The following is a 14,784-nucleotide window of genomic DNA, read 5'->3' as shown; positions in this document are numbered from 1 at the left end:
CGCCCGCGGGCGGTATCGAGGCGCGATATCGGCGGTATCGAAGCGGAATATCGGCGGGGGCGGAGGGTAGTATCGACTCGCGCTACACCCGGTACCGAGCAGGGTGATTACTCACTTCGACGAGCGGCTGGGTATCCTGCCCGCCGTGGGCGGGATTACGCACGTCGAGGAGGTCGGCGGCGAGGACACGATCGAGTTCGACTGCCTGGCCGCCCCCGAGAAGGGCGAGCGCCTGCTGTGGCGCGACCCGCAGGACGACATCTGGCGCGAGCACGTGGTCGTGCGCACCGACGAGCCGCTGGGCGCGCCGGCGCACGTCTACGCGGAGTCCTCGCTCTGCGAGCTCCTGGGCGACTTCGTCGAGGAGGCGCAGCTGGTGGCAAAGACGGCCTCCGAGGCGCTGGCGGCGGCGCTGGCGCCCACGCGCTGGGCCGTGGGCGACGTGGGCACAGGCGACGCCGAGCGCGGCTGCCTGCTCTACCACGTGAACGCGCTCGCGGCGCTCCGGCGCGTCGAGGAGGTGTGGGGCGGCGAGGCCGTGGCGGCCATAACCGTGATGGACGGCCGCGTGAGCTCGCGGACGGTGGACCTCCCGGCGCGGCGGGGCACGTGGCGCGGGGCGCGCTTCAGCTACGGCAAGACGCTCGCGGCGTGCACGCGCACGGTGCTCGAGGACGAGGTGTTCACGGCGCTCTACGGCTACGGGAAGGGCCTGCCGATCTACGACGAGCAGGGCGTGGCGACGGGCGGGTTCACGCGGCGGCTGACCTTCGGGTCCGTGAACGACGGCGCGAACTGGGTCGGCGACGAGGACGCGCGGCTCGTGTGGGGGCGCTGGGACGCGGCGCGCGAGGCCAAGGTGCACCGGTTCGGGCACGTGGTGTTCCCCGACTGCGAGGACGCCTCCGAGCTGAAGGCGCTGACGCTGGCGGCGCTCGGGGCGGCCTGCGTGCCGAGGGTCTCCTACGAGGTGGACGTGGCCGCGGTGGACGGCGGCGCGGGTGTGCGCCTGGGCGACGACGTTGCCGTCATCGACTCGTCGCGCGAGCCGGCGTGGCACCTCAAGGCGCGCTGCGTGCGGCGCGTGCGGGAGCTCGGCGAGGGCGCGCCGTCGGTGCGGCTCACGCTGGGCTCGGTCGAGCGCACGACGTGGGCGGCGTCGGCCGACGTGGCCGCGCGCGTGACGGCCGTCGAGGAGACGGCGGCGACGGCGTCCGACACGGTGGCCTCTTATGAGGATCTTGGCAGCGAGGAGTTCTGACATGAGTGACGAGAGCACGTTCCCGCTGGACGGCGACGGGCTGCGCGAGGTCGTATGGGACGAGTGCGACGCGCCCTTCGCGGGGCCGTTCGTCGCCTCGCCCGCGGACGCGGTGGGGCGCGGGATCGCGCTCGCGGTCACGCGCGGCGGCGAGGCGGTGGACCTCACGGGTGCCTCCCTGTACCTGCTTTGGCGCCACCGCGAGCTGCGCGTGCGCGGCTGCGAGCCCCTCGAGGAGGTCGACGCCGAGGCAGGCAAGTTCCGCGTGTTCTGGCCGGCGGCGATGGCGGCCGCCGAGGGGACCGTCGACGCGCAGGTCATGGTCTCCTGGGACGAGCGGGCGCTCTCCTCGCTCTCCTTCACGGTGCTAGTGGAGCCCGCGCTCGTCGGCGGCGAGGGCGGGGGCTCCGACGGATACTCGATGTTCCTCGAGGCCATCCAGAAGTACGAGAACGCCGACGCCCTCATCTCCGAGGCGGTTTCCAAGGCGCAGGAGGCCGTGACGACGGCTCAGGGCGCGGTGTCCACGGCGGAACAGGCGGTCGAGGCCGCGCAGGGCGCCTCCGGCGCGGTCGCCGCCGCGAACGCCGCCGCCGCTGCCGCGACGCAGGCGAAGGACGAGCTGCTGGAGGCGGCCGAGCGCGGCGACTTCGACGGGGCGGACGGCCTGCCGGGCGCCGACGGCGAGGACGGGGCTCCCGGTGCCGACGGGCAGGACGGCACCGACGGCGTGAGCCCCACGGCCAAGGTGGAGCAGACCGAGACGGGCGCGGTGGTGACCATCACGGACGCCACGGGCACCACCACGGCGACCCTCACGCACGGCCCCAAGGGAGACAAGGGCGACAACGGGGAGAAGGGCGACAAGGGCGACCCCTTCGAGTACTCCGACTTCACCGCGGAGCAACTGGAGGCCCTGCGCGGCCCCAAGGGCGACAAGATGACGCTCGACGACCTCACCGAGGAGGAGATCGAATCCCTGCGCGGAGAGAAGGGTGACAAGGGCGACCCGTTCACCTACGGGGACTTCACACCCGAGCAGCTGGAGGCGCTGCGCGGTCCCCAGGGCGTGCAGGGGTCCCCAGGCCCACAGGGCGAGCCCGGCGAGGCGTTCACCTATGCGGACTTCACCGAGGAGCAGTTGGCGGCGCTGCAGGGGCCTCAGGGCGTCCAGGGGCCTCCCGGAACCGACGGCAGCGACGGTGCCCCAGGGGCGAATGGCGCCGACGGCGTGAGCTGCACGCACTCGTGGGCCGGGTCGGTGCTCACCGTGACGAGCGCAAGCGGAACGAGCTCCGCCGACCTGCGCGGCCCAAAGGGCGACGCGTTTACCTACGCGGACTTCACCGCCGAGCAGCTCGAGGGGCTGCGTGGCGAGGACGGGGTCGACGGCGCACCCGGCGCCGACGGCCAGGACGGTGCACCGGGGGCGGACGGCCAGGACGGGGCCGACGCCGAGATCTTGGGCGCGACCGCCACGGTGGACGCCTCCACGGGCACTCCCTCCGTGACCGTGACGCTCGGCGGCACTCCCGGGGTGCGCACGTTCGCCTTCGCCTTCTCCGGCCTCAAGGGCGAAACCGGCGAGCAGGGGCCGCAGGGCGCGCCCGGCCAGGACGGCTCCGACGGCGCGCCGGGCACGACGCCCGACCTCTCGGCCTACGCGACGAAGCAGTACGTCGACCAGGCGATCGCCGACCTTGACGACCTGAGCGGGGTGGAGTTCTGATGGCCGTGGGGACGATCCAGAAGTCCGTCTTCACCGACATCGCCAACGCGATACGGGTGCAGAACGGCGGCACCGACACCTACCTGCCCTCGGAGATGGCGGCGGCGGTGCTCGCGCTCGACGGGACCCAGGCGGGGACGCCCTACCAGGCGGTGGCGGCGACGGGCACGGGCGTGGTCTCCGACTCCGTGTTCGACGCGATAGCCGACGCGATCCGCGCGCAAAACGGGCTTGCCGAGACGTACAAGCCAAGCGAGATGGCGCCGGCGATCCTCGCGCTCTCCTGGGACACCGGCGTCAAGATCCGCGCGCTGCTGCTCTCGGACGGGACGCTCGAGCTCAACTACCGCGACGGGCGGTCCTCGTCGGTGCCCGGCGCGGTCATCCTCAAGGCGTGGGAGGTCGACCCCGCCGGGTACGCATCCGCCGGCGCGCGCCCCTGGGACGACGACAAGCTCTCCGTCACGCGGGCAGTCATCGACGAGGACATGGAGTCGAGCGCCCTCGCCAGCGCCGCCTACCTCTTCCACGGCTGCGAGAACCTCGTGGAGGTGGAGGGGTTCGGCCACCTCGTCACGCCAACCAACATGAACCAGATGTTCGTGAGCTGCGCCTCGCTCGAGACGATATGGGCCGACAGCTTCTACGGGTCCGTCGAGAGCGGAACCCTCATGTTCAGCGGGTGCCGGCGCCTCGTCGGGGAGAGGGGCTACGTCCCGGAGCAGACAGACGACCACCTGAACCTGCACTTCGAGTCGACCGGCGTCCTGACCCACCCGGACGGGTCGGAGGACGAGCGCGAGTGGTTCCGCTGCTTCCTCTACGCGGACGGCGAGCTCGTGCTGACGGCTGCGATGGAGCCCGAGGCCGGGCGGGGGCTCGTGTCGTCGGGGCGCCTGTGCGCGAACGCGCGGTACAACTCGGTGGGCTACCAGCCCTGGTACGACCACCGCGACGACGTGGAGGCGGTGGGGATCGCCGCCGACATGGCGACCTACGACCACGTGAACACGAACTACTGGTTCTACGGGCACCAGGCGGTCACCGACGTGACGGGGATGGGAAACCTCCACGGCGTGCGTGAGATGCAGCACACCTTCAACAGCTGCACAGGACTCACGGAGATCGACCTCTCCGGGCTCGACCCGTCCTCGCTCGAGGACCTCGCCTACACCTTCGGCGGGTGCGGCTCGCTCGTGACGATCTGGGCGGACGCCGACTGGGCTCTGCCGGCCTCCGGCGTCTCCGGCTTCCAGACGTTCTACCAGTGCGCGTCGCTCGTGGGCGGGGCGGGCACGACCTACGCGAGCTCGCGCGCGGGCTACCAGTACATGAGGATCGACGGCGCGGGCGGCGCGGGGTACCTCACGGCGAAGAGCTCTTGACAAGCACCCCTCCGGCGCGTGCGGCGCTCGCGCCGCATGTGCCGGAGGGGTGGACGCGCCGCCGGGCTCCGCTTGGGACGAGCCTGCCGTGCGGGCGGCGCGAGGGGCGGGCCCCGCCGCTCATTGACCTCGGCCTTAGGCGCTCATAATAGCAGCTCCCCTGCTCACCGCTACGATCTCAAACAGCTCCAGTGGATAGAGGTTTTCCTCTCCTGTCTCGTCCACAATTCTGTACTGGTCGCATTCGACGGCGATGACCTCATATATTTTCCCAATGACCAGGTTTGCCCCAGCAGCTCCCCCAACGTATTTGACCAGCATCGGCAGATTCTTTTCTCCTGACGGCATTGTCGCCGCCTCCGCCCCTCCTGCAAGCTGCTCCGGAGACCTCTTGGCCTCGAATTCATACTGAAGCGGCAGCTCTCCAGATCCTATGGTCGCGCCGAAGCTCAACCCTCGTCCGCTTCCTCCTCCCATCATGCCACCTTCCCGGCTGCGTCGTGTGCTTCCTGCGTCTTGGTGGCGTACGACCATACGGGCACCCCATCCTCGTTCGCTCGGTGAAACACATCGTCCGGAGCATCCCCGTACACGATTATGTTCGCTGGACGGAGGCGTTTTACCACCTCTCCCACGTACCTCTCGAATACCGCCCTGTCGTTCCGGTCCCTGAGGTTGCCCACGCTTCCCATCGCAACGGTGCATTCTGTGGGTATGCCGTCGAGTGCGTACAGGAGGCTTCTCTCGTCGGTTGGCCTGATGTTCGGAATGCACTCGCCGCCCATTCTCTCGTACAGGCTTCCGATCAGGCGGCCTCGGAAGCAGTTCCACTGCTGAAGCGAAAAGGGCATGTTACGGTACATCGAGAAGTCCCACGAGACGATTCCTGGATGCTCGAGGAGGTTGTCCATGTACTTGAATGCGTTGCTCCACATGCACTCGAGCTTCACGTCGTGCTCATAGGGCACAACCCATGCCCCCTTGTCATCCGTCTTCTCGGACTTCGCCTCGGAGAATCGAATCAGCCTCTCCGGAACCCTGTCCGTGCCCTTGATCACCGGCATCTCGAAATCGCCGGCGAACGTGGCTCCTTGGTAGTATCGCGTGCGCCATACGTCGTACTTTAGAAGGTCGCTCATGAGGCGTCCCCCAATCTGCCGCCTTTGGCGGCGTAGATAACCGTTGGTGTGCGGAATCGCTGGGGTTCGCCGATTGAGCAAGGGCTCGGCCTGGCGCCCGCCCTATACTCAGCAATGGTAAGTGGGCTCCGACGAGCCCCAGCTGTAGCCGTCGAAATTGGCGTTTCGACGGCTACTTTTATCTACAGCCTTCCAACGAGACCACCCCCTTCCCAGACCACGTTGTCTAGCAGCCACTTCTCGTGAGGTCTTCTGGGAGTACCCTCGCGCAAGCGAACCCTAGCTTGATCTTGGGCATAGTCAGCACACTGACCGCTGACTCCGAACAGGTCGGAGACGCTTTCGCCCGCAGAAGCCGTCAAGACAAGGGGGTGGGGTACAAGTAGATAGCCGGCAAAGTAGTCGGCTTCCGCCTCTCGGTCAGCCGTGCTCTCTCGATGCTCCAGCCAAATATGGCCGATCTCGTGCGCTCCAGAGAAGCGAGAACGGAAGTAGTAGGCGCCCCGGTCATCGAGAACTATACGCGTCTCGTAGAAGTCAGCGGTCCGGACGTGGAACGCATCGTCGGAGGCCGCCTTCGCAAGCGCCCGTTCCTCCACGGACAGGGACGAGTACTTCACCAGCTCGATCCCCAATCCTTCTGCGAGATCCTGGACGCTCATGGGGTAGCGGTTAATCCCCAACTCCTGCAGCAGCGTCACCACTTCGATCTCAATCTCGATCTGCCTCGCACGCGTCAACAACTCAGTAGACACCCCTTATCGCTTGGAGATGATGGCCCTGATGAGCTGGTCTCGCTGCTCGTCCGAGAGGCGGTTCGCGTTGCGGGCGATGAGCTGAACAGCCCCGTCGACCTCCCGCTCCGCGCATGTCCCCGTCAAGTCCTCCGGCCGAACACCGAGCGATTTTGCAATCTTCGCCACGATGATCGCTTTGGGCCTGCGCTCTCCGCTCACATACCGACTAATGGCAGCGGGGGTCAGACCGACCATCCCCGCCAGGTCCCTCTGCGACAATCCCCTCTGTCTTAGCAGGAGCGAAAGCCTGCTCGCGAACAAATCTGCCATGCCCTCTCCTTTTCGTTACCCATTGACGGTAATAGTTACCGTTTGTTGGTAATTGTAGCATCCTTGGACAGGGCGTCAACTCGTTATTTACTCTGCAGCCCATGACGAGAATCCTAATGAAATCGGTAACTTGCGAACTTGCTTGTGAACTTCTGTGTGAAGTAACAATATTCGACGCTTCGCAACATACCTGCAGCTAGACATGCGCGTTTGTGACTACGGCGGACACTTCTCCCAGAGGGCGGGGCGCTCCCGTCCGGGGAGGAGGCGCGCATGGAGTCGGTCGTCGCGGCGCTCGTGACGGGGGTGCTCACCCTCGCTGGGGTGCTCGTGTCCAACTCGCGCAGCCGCGCGGTCATGGAGGTCAAGATCGACAACCTGACGCGGCAGGTCGAGAAGCACAACCGCATGGTCGAGCGCACCTACGCCCTGGAACAGGACGTCGCCGTCGTGAAGGCGGAGATCGAGAATCTGCGGAAGGGGCAATGATGGAGACATTCCTGACTTCGAACGAGTGGCCGTGGCGTCTGGCGAGAACGATCGTACAGGGCGTGCTCGGCGTGGTGGTTGCCAACGTGGACATGCTCGTGGGCTGCGCGGTGCTGGCGCCGGAGTGGCGCCCGATCGTGGTGGCGCTCGTGATGGCCGTGCTCACGCCCGTCATGGCGGAGCTCGGCGCGGCGCTGCCTTCGGGCGGTGAGGGCGATGAGTGAGCGCGAGTTCGCGAGCGAGGAGGAGCGCTGGGAGACACTGCGCGCCCCGGGCGCCGAGGCGGCCGCGCCGGACGGCTGGGAGCCCGACGAGGGCGAGGACGGCGGCTTCGAGGAGGTGCCCGATGGCGTATAGCATCCTCTTCAAGCAGTGCGGGAGCGACCACATGACGCGCGGACGCTCGCACGCCGTCGACCGCATCGTGGTGCACTTCACGGCGACGCTCGCCTCCGCGCGCAACAACGCGACGTACTTCTCGAGGAACGAGGGTCAGGGGTCCTCCGCCCACTACTTCGTCGACGACATCACGCCGGAGATCTACCAGAGCGTGGCCGAGGGCGACACCGCCTGGCACGCAGGAAACTGGCTCATGAACTGCCGCGCGGTCGGCATCGAGGTCGTGAGCGCCGGCGAGGACTTCAGCGCGACGGAGATCGCCAAGCTGAGCTGGCTGGTCAAGAAGCTCATGGCCAAGTACGGCATCGGCGCATCCGGGGTCATCCGCCACTACGACGTGACGGGCAAGCTGTGCCCCGCGCCGTACGTCTCGGCGTCGAAGTGGGCGGCGCTCAAGGCGGCGATCACGGGCGGGGCTGCGGCGCCCTCGGGCAGCGTGGAGCCCGCTCCCAGCGGGACGGTCGCGGAGCTCGCGCGGCGCGTCATCGCGGGCGAGTTCGGCAACGGGGACGCGCGGCGCGCGGCCCTGGGGAGCCGCTACTCCGAGGTGCAGGCGGAGGTGAACCGCATCCTGGCGGGCGGCTCAGGTGGGCCCGCCGCACAGGCGCCTGCGTCCGACGACGTGGACGACCTAGCGCGCAGGGTGATCGCAGGCGAGTTCGGCAACGGCACGGCGCGGAAGGCCGCGCTGGGGTCGCACTACGCCGAGGTCCAAGCGCGCGTGAATGAGATGCTGGGAGCCGGCGGCTCCGGTGGGTCGTCCGGCGGTGCGGACATCGACGCGCTCGCCCACGCCGTTATCCGCGGCGACTACGGCAACGGGGCCGAAAGGAAGCGCCGCCTGGGCTCGCTCTACGGCGCCGTGCAGGCGCGCGTGAACGAGATGCTGTCGTGACGCGGGAGGACGTCGCCTGGGGCGTTGCCACGGCACTCGCTGTGCTGCTGTGCCTTGGTTTATTACCTATCTTGCCTTTGCTCTGGTTGATTGGCAGGCTTGAGGAGTAGCGCCGTCCACAGGGGTCTATTCCATGGATGGTATCATTCAGCTTGCGAGGTGATACGTCATGAGAATAGGCCCCTTTAACTTTGGAAAGAAGGACGATGAAAACGTCGATATCGTCCCCTCCGAGAGCGCCGAAATTGTGTATTCCAACGATGTCAATGACGTCGATCTGTCGCTCTACCGCGTCGTTGAGATAGATCCCGAGTCCGTGGGCGGACGCGACTTCTTCGACGCGCTCATCCCCCTTGCGGGAAACGTCGCCGAGGCAGCGGCACAGTACGACCACGCCATCGTGAAGTTCCCCGAGGGCATCGGATGGAACGACCTGCTTAACAGGAAGACTCCGGGATGGGAGCAGTTCAAGCAGTGCGGAGGCTTTGGGAAGAACGGAAAGTTCAATCCTCAGGCAGCCATAAGGCAAGTCAAGGTGTCGCCCGCGGCGGTTGCCAACATCGCCCTTCAGGCGGCAGCCGTTGCCGTCGGTCAGGCCTATATGACCGAGATAAGCGATCGCCTGAACGGCATCGAAGAGGGTGTCTCGAAAATCCAGAGGGAGATGAAGCGGGAGCGCGACGCGAAGATCGAGGCGTCTTTCCTCATGCTTAAGGACTACATAGAGCACTACGCCGAGTACAGCGAGATGCCCGAGAAGAACCAGGCAGTGCAAAACGCCCTCGAGGGCATCAAGCGCGACGCGCTGGCAGCGTGGAGCTTCCAGATCCAGTCCCTCAACGACCTGGGCTTGCAGGTGAGGAGGGCCGGGAAGCTCGATAGTGCCGGCGCGAGGAATTTCCTGAGCGTCCTTGAAAGCTGCGACAGCTCTGCCGCCGCCGTCTACACCGTTCTTCTGATGGAGAACCAGGCGGAGCTTCAATATAGCGGCTCGTTCGGCCCAGACAAGCTCAGGGACTCCGAACGCCGGGCGATCGCATACTTCGAGGAGTACGACAAGGCGCGCTCTGACGTTCAGGAGGCCCTCCGAAGGAAGATAGGCGCCTTGAAGGGAAAGCCGTTCGTCGCTCCCAAACTGGAGGATGACGGTTATGAGGCGAAGAACCCGGTTGCCGGAGCCATACACAGCGCAGGACGGAACGCGGGACGCTTTCTCCCGCCGACCATGCGGGCGGAGGCAAAGAGGGCGCTGTCGGCACAGAAACGCAGATTGAGCGCGGCCGCATCGACCGATGGGCCGTTGGCTGAGCTCTCCGAGAAGAGACGTGCCGAGCTGAAGCATCAAAGCGAGATCTTTAATGAGGCGACGGCTATCGTCCTAGACGGCGAAAAGATACGTCTTCTGATTCCCAAGGATGCCTCCACGATGGATGACGATGATCCGCAGACCTAAGACATTCGCTTCACAAAGCTGCTCACAAGAGCGCCCCCGCATCCTTGTGCGGATGCGGGGGCGTCGACGTCTAGATGGTCGGGAACGTCCGGTGCCTGGGGCCGTCCATGAGCATCCGGTGCCACCAGTCGCGGTCCTTGTAACCACTCTCCCCGAGCATATCGAGGAGCTGCGTCTGCTCGACCTCGCTGAGCTCCGCGAAGCTTTCCCTCATGTTGTCCTCCATGGCAACTTTGCTTCTGATCATGTCGCCGAGGATCTCCTTGAGCTCGTAGATGTCGAAGCTCTGCGGTGAGATCTCAACGAGCTCCGCGCGGAAGTGCGCGTAGTCCTCAAGTTCCATCATTTCCTTAAGTTCCTTCTCGCTCAGCATGGGCTCCTCCGTTTCCGTATTGATTGGTTTTAGCCTTGTCCCTGCCTTCCCAGAGCCCTCTTCCATGGAAGAATTCGTGGAAGAATCATCCCGAACGGAGCGTTTTGAAGTGAGAGAAAGGGTTTTCCTCCTTCGGAGAAAAACCCTTTCTTATCTGCGGAAATGTTGGTTTCTGACTCAGACCGTTGCGAACCGTTTTGCGGGGCGAATCACTCCCACTCGATCGTCGCGGGCGGCTTCGATGTAATGTCGTAGGCGACGCGGTTCACACCCGGAACTTCAGCGACGATGCGGCTCGAAATCTTTGCCAAGACCTCGTACGGCAACTTCGCCCAGTCAGCAGTCATGGCGTCGCTCGACTCGACGGCGCGCACGATCACCGGTCGCTGGTAGGTGCGCTCGTCACCCATGACGCCAACGCTCTTGATGTCGGGCAGCACGCAGAAGTACTGCCAGCAGCTATGCTCGCTGTTGCGCTCGCCCGTCTCCTCGAAGAGGCGCTGGTTGTACGCATCGAGCTCCTCGCGAACAATCGCATCGGCATTCTTCAAGATCTCGAGCTTCTCGGGATCCACGGCACCGATGATGCGAATCGCCAGGCCCGGGCCCGGGAACGGCTGACGGTACACGATGTGCTCGGGCAGCCCCAGCGCCAAACCGAGCTCGCGCACCTCATCCTTGAAGAAGTGATCGAGCGGCTCGATCAGGTCGAAATGCACGCCCTCAGGGAACGGAATCAGGTTGTGGTGGCTCTTGATCGTGGACGCCTTGCCGCCCGTCTTGCGCGCGCCGCTCTCGATGATGTCAGGATAGATGGTGCCCTGCGCCAGATACTTCACCGGACGCCCGTCCTCTTCGAGCTGCTTCGCCACAGCGAAGAACTCCTTCCAGAACTGCGTGCCGATGATGCGGCGCTTCTGCTCGGGGTCGACCACGCCGGACAGGAGCTCGGCATAGCGGTCCTCGGCGTGGACGTGGATGAAGTCGACGTCGAACTGCTTGGTGAAGACCTCTTCCACCTGCTCGGGCTCGCCCTTGCGCAGAAGGCCGTGGTTCACGAACACGCAGGTCATCTGGCGGCCGATAGCGCGCGCGCCGAGCGCGGCGACCACGCTGGAGTCCACGCCGCCTGAAAGCGCCAGGATGACGCGGTCCTCGCCGACGGTGGCACGGATGTCGTCGCACATGGTCTCGACCAGATTGTCCATGGTCCAAGACGCCTCGAGGCCGCAGACGCCAAACAGGAAGTTCTTCAAAATCTGCTGGCCATACTCGGTATGGCGGACCTCCGGATGGAACTGCGTGGAGTACAGCTTCCGCTCGGGGCACTCCATGGCGGCAACCGGGCACACCTCGGTACGAGCGGTCACATGGAAGCCCGCGGGTACGCGGTCGACCGCGTCACGATGGCTCATCCACACGGTCTGCTCGAGCGGGGTGTCTCGGAACAGCGACGAGCTGTTGTCGCAGGCGAGCGTCGCCGGCCCATACTCGCCCACCTCGGAGTGAGCCACCTCGCCGCCGAGCGTGACCGCCATGATCTGGTGCCCGTAGCAAAAGCCGAGCACCGGCAGCCCCAGGTTGAAGATCTCAGGGTCGATCGAGGGGGCATCCTCGGCGTATACGCTTGCAGGTCCGCCGGACAGGATAAGCGCCGAAGGCTCCATGGCGCGAACCTCCTCGGCAGAGATGTCGCACGGCACGATTTCGGAATACACGTGCAGGTCGCGCACGCGACGGGCAATGAGCTGCCCGTACTGGGCGCCGAAGTCAAATACCAGGACTTTGCTGCTAGAAGCATTCTGCGACATGAGTCTCCTCTCCTTTGCGCCATACGCGCGAGTGTTAACGCACCTATGATACACGCCGATACCTGCGGCGGGAATGATTTTCAGCCATCGAATGACCCCTGCACGAGAGTTCCAGCGAAGCAGCGGTCCCCGCGATCGGATTCGCTTCACGGCATACAAGCACGCAAAGGCCTCAAGGGCGCTCCGCGGGTCCTGCCTCGCCCTCTCGGGAGACCTGGCGCCGCAAGCTGTGCCACAATAAGGAAAGCAGGCCTCAAACGATCGGACTCCCATGAAGAACATCCTCCTCATAGCCACCGGCGGCACCATCGCCTCCGCCGAAGCCGGCAACGGACTCTCCCCCGCACTCACCGGCGAGGAACTCGCCGCCTGCGTGCCCGAGATCCAGGGGCTCTGCAATCTGGACGTCGTGCAGCCCATGAACATCGACAGCACCAACATGCGTCCTGCCGACTGGCTGCGCATCCGCGACGTCATCGTCGACAACTACGCGGACCACGACGGCTTTGTGATCCTGCACGGCACCGACACCATGGCATACACCGCCGCCGCGCTCTCCTACCTGATCCAGCAAAGCCCCAAGCCGATCGTCCTGACCGGCTCGCAACGCCCCATGGTGAGCTCGTTCACCGACGCCAAGCTGAACCTCTACCAGAGCCTGCTCTACGCCGTTGACGACCACTCACATGACGTTCGCATCGTCTTCGGCGGCATCGTGATCGCCGGCACGCGTGCGCGCAAGCAGCGCACTATGAGCGCCAACGCCTTCAGCAGCGTCAACTTCCCGCCGCTCGCCTACATTCGCAACGATCGCATCGTGCGCAGCGGCGACGAGGGCTTCCTTCGCCAGGGTGCGGCATTCCTTAGGCCGACCTCTTCCACGCCGACAAAGCTGCGCTCGTATCGCGCCATCAACGACCGCGTGGCGGTGCTCAAGCTCACTCCGGGCCTTGACCCGCATATTCTTGATCTTCTGCGCGAAGGATATGACGCCGTGGTGCTGGAGACCTTTGGCCTGGGCGGCATTCCTGACTACGGCGCGTCAGGGCCATCGTATAAGGACGCGATCTTTAGCTGGGTCGAGTCGGGACGCACCGTGGTCATGACCACCCAGGTGCCTGAAGAGGGCCTCGACCTCGGCGTTTACGAGGTCGGGCGCAGCTATGCAGAACATCCGGGCATCCTTCGCGGCGACGACATGACTACCGAGGCCATCGTGGCGAAGACCATGTGGGCGCTCGGACAGACAAGCGACCCCGAAGAGATCCGCAAGCTGTTCTTGCGGCCCGTGAACCACGACCGTACCGCATAGGCGCGCCATGCCCTGTCGCGGCGCCAGCGACATCTCCGCGCATCCGCCGTGCGCACCAGGCATGGCACAGCATGCGTCATCCAACGATGCCAGGGCTAGGACAACTCCCGCAGCAGCTCGAAGGCAGGCGTGTCGAGCGCATTCGCCAGCTTGTCCACCATACGGAGCGAGAGATTGGCCTTTCCCGCCTCGACATGGTCGAGGTACTGACGGCTCACTCCAGCCATCAGGGACAACTCGACCTTCGTGAGGCCCTGCCGCTCGCGCTCGGTTCGCACGTTGCGGCCGACAATCTGTTGAAGACGCTCGCACATAGGCTTGAGTGTGCGGGCGCGCGCCCTTATGGATGTAAAATATAGTTTACGTTGATGCAAACTGCATAGGAGGTTCCACGAACATGGACCCCCGTGCCCCTGAAACGATAGACATGGCAAGCGCGGCATGGTGCGGCACGCCGCCGAGCCCATCGTCCCGTCGGCTCGTCTTCGGATGCCCCGCCCGGGGCGTCCAGGCCCCGGCACGCCACGAGTCCCAGCACGTGGCGCGCCCGCAGCACTCGGCGCGTCCAGACGCCCAGGCCTTCATCCCGGATCTCGCAGTTCTAGATATCGACGACCCCGCCTCTGGCGGCCCGACCTTATCCTTACAAGAAGAAGCGCTGCTCGCCGAGCTGGTGAACTACAATACCCCGCTCGTCCTTGCCACCGCCTATGAGGCAGAAAGGCTCGTTGGGGCCGTGTCGGACCCTCGTCTTCGCGCGGCGCTCGAGCTGGCACCCATCATTTCCCTCGACCCGGCTGCGCCCCCTCTTGCGGACTCGGGCGCCGCGATGCTCGCCCAGACATGTAGCCGGCTCGGAGGGCGCCTCGACAGCATCTTGGTGGTCGCCGCCACGCCGCTCGACGCTCCCCTCGCCCTCGAGGCGGACACGACCTGGGCGCTGCGCGGATCGGGACCGACGTGCGAAGCGGTGGCTCGGCAGACGTTTCCCCCACGCGACCAGGGCGGCCTTACGCAAGCGCTCCGCCAGCTGACGGAGCGCCTTCAGATGCTATAGCGTTGTCGATGCGCGCCCTAGAACGGCAAGAACGCCGTCCCCGTGGCGGCGGAAAACATCATGTATCCATTGAGCACGTTGATGATAACCGATGTCACAAGCCCGTTGCGGATATACCGCCGAAACGTGAGTCCCGCGACCACCTCAGAATCAAGCGACAGCCGCGCCTGCCGAAATGCCGTCAAGCAGGTGGCCCCGCTCAACAACAGGCAAAGCACCGGCACATAGATCAGGTCGGTGCGACTCATCCAGCGCGTGGCATTGCCCGCAGAGTCAAATTGCGTGGCGATGGTGTCAGGCAGTTGGGGCACGATGAAAAGCGCCAGCACTATCGGCAGAATGCCCAGAACGATAAGGGCGATCGCCAGGTACCCGTTTGTCTTGCCATATCGAAACATCGTTTGGTCTCCGTCT

General features: G+C 65.3%; 18 protein-coding genes. 10 read left to right on the top strand and 8 right to left on the bottom strand.

The genetic code is table 11. The features are described from left to right. Nucleotides 1-103: 103 nt before the first annotated feature. Genes H6A15_RS06490 through H6A15_RS06480 form a run of 3 tightly spaced genes read left to right on the top strand, consistent with a single transcriptional unit; the run spans nt 104 to nt 4,375 of the window. Entirely contained in the window at nt 104-1,261 is a 1,158-nt protein-coding gene (locus H6A15_RS06490; protein WP_204672938.1) for a phage tail spike protein, read from the top strand. 1 nt (nt 1,262) lies between these two features. Next, nucleotides 1,263-2,990, top strand: coding sequence for a BppU family phage baseplate upper protein (locus tag H6A15_RS06485; RefSeq protein WP_204672937.1), 1,728 nt, complete (start codon nt 1,263-1,265; stop codon nt 2,988-2,990). After that, nucleotides 2,990-4,375: a hypothetical protein gene (locus tag H6A15_RS06480; protein WP_204672936.1), complete on the top strand. Its 1,386-nt coding sequence runs from the start codon at nt 2,990-2,992 to the stop codon at nt 4,373-4,375. Before H6A15_RS06485 ends, H6A15_RS06480 begins: the two co-directional genes overlap by 1 nt. Nucleotides 4,376-4,510: 135 nt before the next feature. Here H6A15_RS06480 and H6A15_RS10435 read toward each other — a convergent pair whose 3' ends face one another. The 4 genes from H6A15_RS10435 to H6A15_RS06460 all read right to left on the bottom strand — a co-directional run bounded on the left by H6A15_RS10435 (nt 4,511) and on the right by H6A15_RS06460 (nt 6,581). Continuing rightward, nucleotides 4,511-4,855 (bottom strand): hypothetical protein, encoded by a 345-nt coding sequence (locus H6A15_RS10435; RefSeq protein ID WP_239462414.1) that lies wholly within the window; start codon nt 4,853-4,855, stop codon nt 4,511-4,513. Next, nucleotides 4,852-5,514: a DUF4417 domain-containing protein gene (locus H6A15_RS06470; protein ID WP_204672935.1), complete on the bottom strand. Its 663-nt coding sequence runs from the start codon at nt 5,512-5,514 to the stop codon at nt 4,852-4,854. The genes H6A15_RS10435 and H6A15_RS06470 overlap by 4 nt, the downstream gene beginning before the upstream one ends. A 182-nt stretch (nt 5,515-5,696) precedes the next feature. Then, nucleotides 5,697-6,269: an ImmA/IrrE family metallo-endopeptidase gene (locus tag H6A15_RS06465; protein WP_204672934.1), complete on the bottom strand. Its 573-nt coding sequence runs from the start codon at nt 6,267-6,269 to the stop codon at nt 5,697-5,699. A 3-nt stretch (nt 6,270-6,272) separates the two neighbouring features. Then, entirely contained in the window at nt 6,273-6,581 is a 309-nt protein-coding gene (locus H6A15_RS06460) for a helix-turn-helix transcriptional regulator (RefSeq protein WP_204672933.1), read from the bottom strand. Nucleotides 6,582-6,854: 273 nt separating this feature from the next. On the opposite strand from H6A15_RS06460, the gene H6A15_RS06455 reads away from it, so the two are divergent. The 5 genes from H6A15_RS06455 to H6A15_RS06435 all read left to right on the top strand — a co-directional run bounded on the left by H6A15_RS06455 (nt 6,855) and on the right by H6A15_RS06435 (nt 9,817). Next, nucleotides 6,855-7,070 carry a hypothetical protein gene (locus H6A15_RS06455; protein WP_204672932.1) on the top strand — a complete coding sequence of 72 codons (216 nt, stop codon included), beginning with the start codon at nt 6,855-6,857 and terminating at the stop codon, nt 7,068-7,070. Next, the gene (locus tag H6A15_RS06450; RefSeq protein ID WP_204672931.1) at nt 7,070-7,294 is read left to right on the top strand and encodes a hypothetical protein; all 225 of its coding nucleotides are present in this window, start codon (nt 7,070-7,072) and stop codon (nt 7,292-7,294) included. Before H6A15_RS06455 ends, H6A15_RS06450 begins: the two co-directional genes overlap by 1 nt. Further along, entirely contained in the window at nt 7,287-7,427 is a 141-nt protein-coding gene (locus tag H6A15_RS06445; RefSeq protein ID WP_204672930.1) for a hypothetical protein, read from the top strand. The genes H6A15_RS06450 and H6A15_RS06445 overlap by 8 nt, the downstream gene beginning before the upstream one ends. Then, entirely contained in the window at nt 7,417-8,364 is a 948-nt protein-coding gene (locus H6A15_RS06440; RefSeq protein ID WP_204672929.1) for an N-acetylmuramoyl-L-alanine amidase, read from the top strand. The genes H6A15_RS06445 and H6A15_RS06440 overlap by 11 nt, the downstream gene beginning before the upstream one ends. Nucleotides 8,365-8,533: 169 nt before the next feature. Continuing rightward, nucleotides 8,534-9,817 carry a hypothetical protein gene (locus H6A15_RS06435; protein WP_204672928.1) on the top strand — a complete coding sequence of 428 codons (1,284 nt, stop codon included), beginning with the start codon at nt 8,534-8,536 and terminating at the stop codon, nt 9,815-9,817. A 70-nt stretch (nt 9,818-9,887) separates the two neighbouring features. Here the strand turns inward: H6A15_RS06435 and H6A15_RS06430 are convergent, their stop codons facing one another. Beyond that, on the bottom strand, nt 9,888-10,256 hold the full coding sequence (locus tag H6A15_RS06430) for a hypothetical protein (RefSeq protein WP_239462413.1): 369 nt from the start codon (nt 10,254-10,256) through the stop codon (nt 9,888-9,890). Between the two features lie 143 nt (nt 10,257-10,399). Continuing rightward, on the bottom strand, nt 10,400-12,001 hold the full coding sequence (gene guaA, locus H6A15_RS06425) for a glutamine-hydrolyzing GMP synthase (RefSeq protein ID WP_204672927.1): 1,602 nt from the start codon (nt 11,999-12,001) through the stop codon (nt 10,400-10,402). Nucleotides 12,002-12,272: 271 nt separating this feature from the next. On the opposite strand from guaA, the gene H6A15_RS06420 reads away from it, so the two are divergent. Then, nucleotides 12,273-13,313: an asparaginase gene (locus H6A15_RS06420; RefSeq protein WP_204672926.1), complete on the top strand. Its 1,041-nt coding sequence runs from the start codon at nt 12,273-12,275 to the stop codon at nt 13,311-13,313. Between the two features lie 95 nt (nt 13,314-13,408). Here H6A15_RS06420 and H6A15_RS06415 read toward each other — a convergent pair whose 3' ends face one another. Then, entirely contained in the window at nt 13,409-13,627 is a 219-nt protein-coding gene (locus H6A15_RS06415; protein ID WP_204672925.1) for a helix-turn-helix domain-containing protein, read from the bottom strand. Nucleotides 13,628-13,740: 113 nt separating this feature from the next. Here H6A15_RS06415 and H6A15_RS06410 point away from each other — a divergent pair, with 113 nt between their 5' ends. After that, nucleotides 13,741-14,370, top strand: a complete 630-nt coding sequence (locus H6A15_RS06410) for a hypothetical protein (protein ID WP_204672924.1) — start codon at nt 13,741-13,743, stop codon at nt 14,368-14,370. Nucleotides 14,371-14,387: 17 nt separating this feature from the next. On the opposite strand, the gene H6A15_RS06405 is transcribed toward H6A15_RS06410, so the two are convergent. Beyond that, nucleotides 14,388-14,768: a DUF1648 domain-containing protein gene (locus tag H6A15_RS06405; RefSeq protein ID WP_204672923.1), complete on the bottom strand. Its 381-nt coding sequence runs from the start codon at nt 14,766-14,768 to the stop codon at nt 14,388-14,390. Nucleotides 14,769-14,784: the final 16 nt, after the last annotated feature.

This window comes from Enorma phocaeensis, assembly GCF_016901575.1.
Lineage (GTDB): Bacteria > Actinomycetota > Coriobacteriia > Coriobacteriales > Coriobacteriaceae > Limicola > Limicola phocaeensis_A.
Note: the sequence above shows the minus strand (reverse complement) of the source record. Positions and strands in the feature narration are given on the sequence as shown.

Excerpts from the sequence above, each read along its gene's own strand:
- H6A15_RS06445 (WP_204672930.1), top strand. The coding sequence starts at position 7,287 with ATGAGTGAGCGCGAGTTCGCGAGCGAGGAGGAGCGCTGGGAGACACTG.
- H6A15_RS06485 (WP_204672937.1), top strand. The coding sequence starts at position 1,263 with ATGAGTGACGAGAGCACGTTCCCGCTGGACGGCGACGGGCTGCGCGAG.
- H6A15_RS10435 (WP_239462414.1), bottom strand. The coding sequence starts at position 4,855 with ATGATGGGAGGAGGAAGCGGACGAGGGTTGAGCTTCGGCGCGACCATA.
- H6A15_RS06455 (WP_204672932.1), top strand. The coding sequence starts at position 6,855 with ATGGAGTCGGTCGTCGCGGCGCTCGTGACGGGGGTGCTCACCCTCGCT.
- H6A15_RS06435 (WP_204672928.1), top strand. The coding sequence starts at position 8,534 with ATGAGAATAGGCCCCTTTAACTTTGGAAAGAAGGACGATGAAAACGTC.
- H6A15_RS06440 (WP_204672929.1), top strand. The coding sequence starts at position 7,417 with ATGGCGTATAGCATCCTCTTCAAGCAGTGCGGGAGCGACCACATGACG.
- guaA (WP_204672927.1), bottom strand. The coding sequence starts at position 12,001 with ATGTCGCAGAATGCTTCTAGCAGCAAAGTCCTGGTATTTGACTTCGGC.
- H6A15_RS06420 (WP_204672926.1), top strand. The coding sequence starts at position 12,273 with ATGAAGAACATCCTCCTCATAGCCACCGGCGGCACCATCGCCTCCGCC.
- H6A15_RS06415 (WP_204672925.1), bottom strand. The coding sequence starts at position 13,627 with ATGTGCGAGCGTCTTCAACAGATTGTCGGCCGCAACGTGCGAACCGAG.
- H6A15_RS06430 (WP_239462413.1), bottom strand. The coding sequence starts at position 10,256 with ATGGAAGAGGGCTCTGGGAAGGCAGGGACAAGGCTAAAACCAATCAAT.
- H6A15_RS06405 (WP_204672923.1), bottom strand. The coding sequence starts at position 14,768 with ATGTTTCGATATGGCAAGACAAACGGGTACCTGGCGATCGCCCTTATC.
- H6A15_RS06480 (WP_204672936.1), top strand. The coding sequence starts at position 2,990 with ATGGCCGTGGGGACGATCCAGAAGTCCGTCTTCACCGACATCGCCAAC.
- H6A15_RS06460 (WP_204672933.1), bottom strand. The coding sequence starts at position 6,581 with ATGGCAGATTTGTTCGCGAGCAGGCTTTCGCTCCTGCTAAGACAGAGG.
- H6A15_RS06470 (WP_204672935.1), bottom strand. The coding sequence starts at position 5,514 with ATGAGCGACCTTCTAAAGTACGACGTATGGCGCACGCGATACTACCAA.
- H6A15_RS06410 (WP_204672924.1), top strand. The coding sequence starts at position 13,741 with ATGGCAAGCGCGGCATGGTGCGGCACGCCGCCGAGCCCATCGTCCCGT.
- H6A15_RS06450 (WP_204672931.1), top strand. The coding sequence starts at position 7,070 with ATGGAGACATTCCTGACTTCGAACGAGTGGCCGTGGCGTCTGGCGAGA.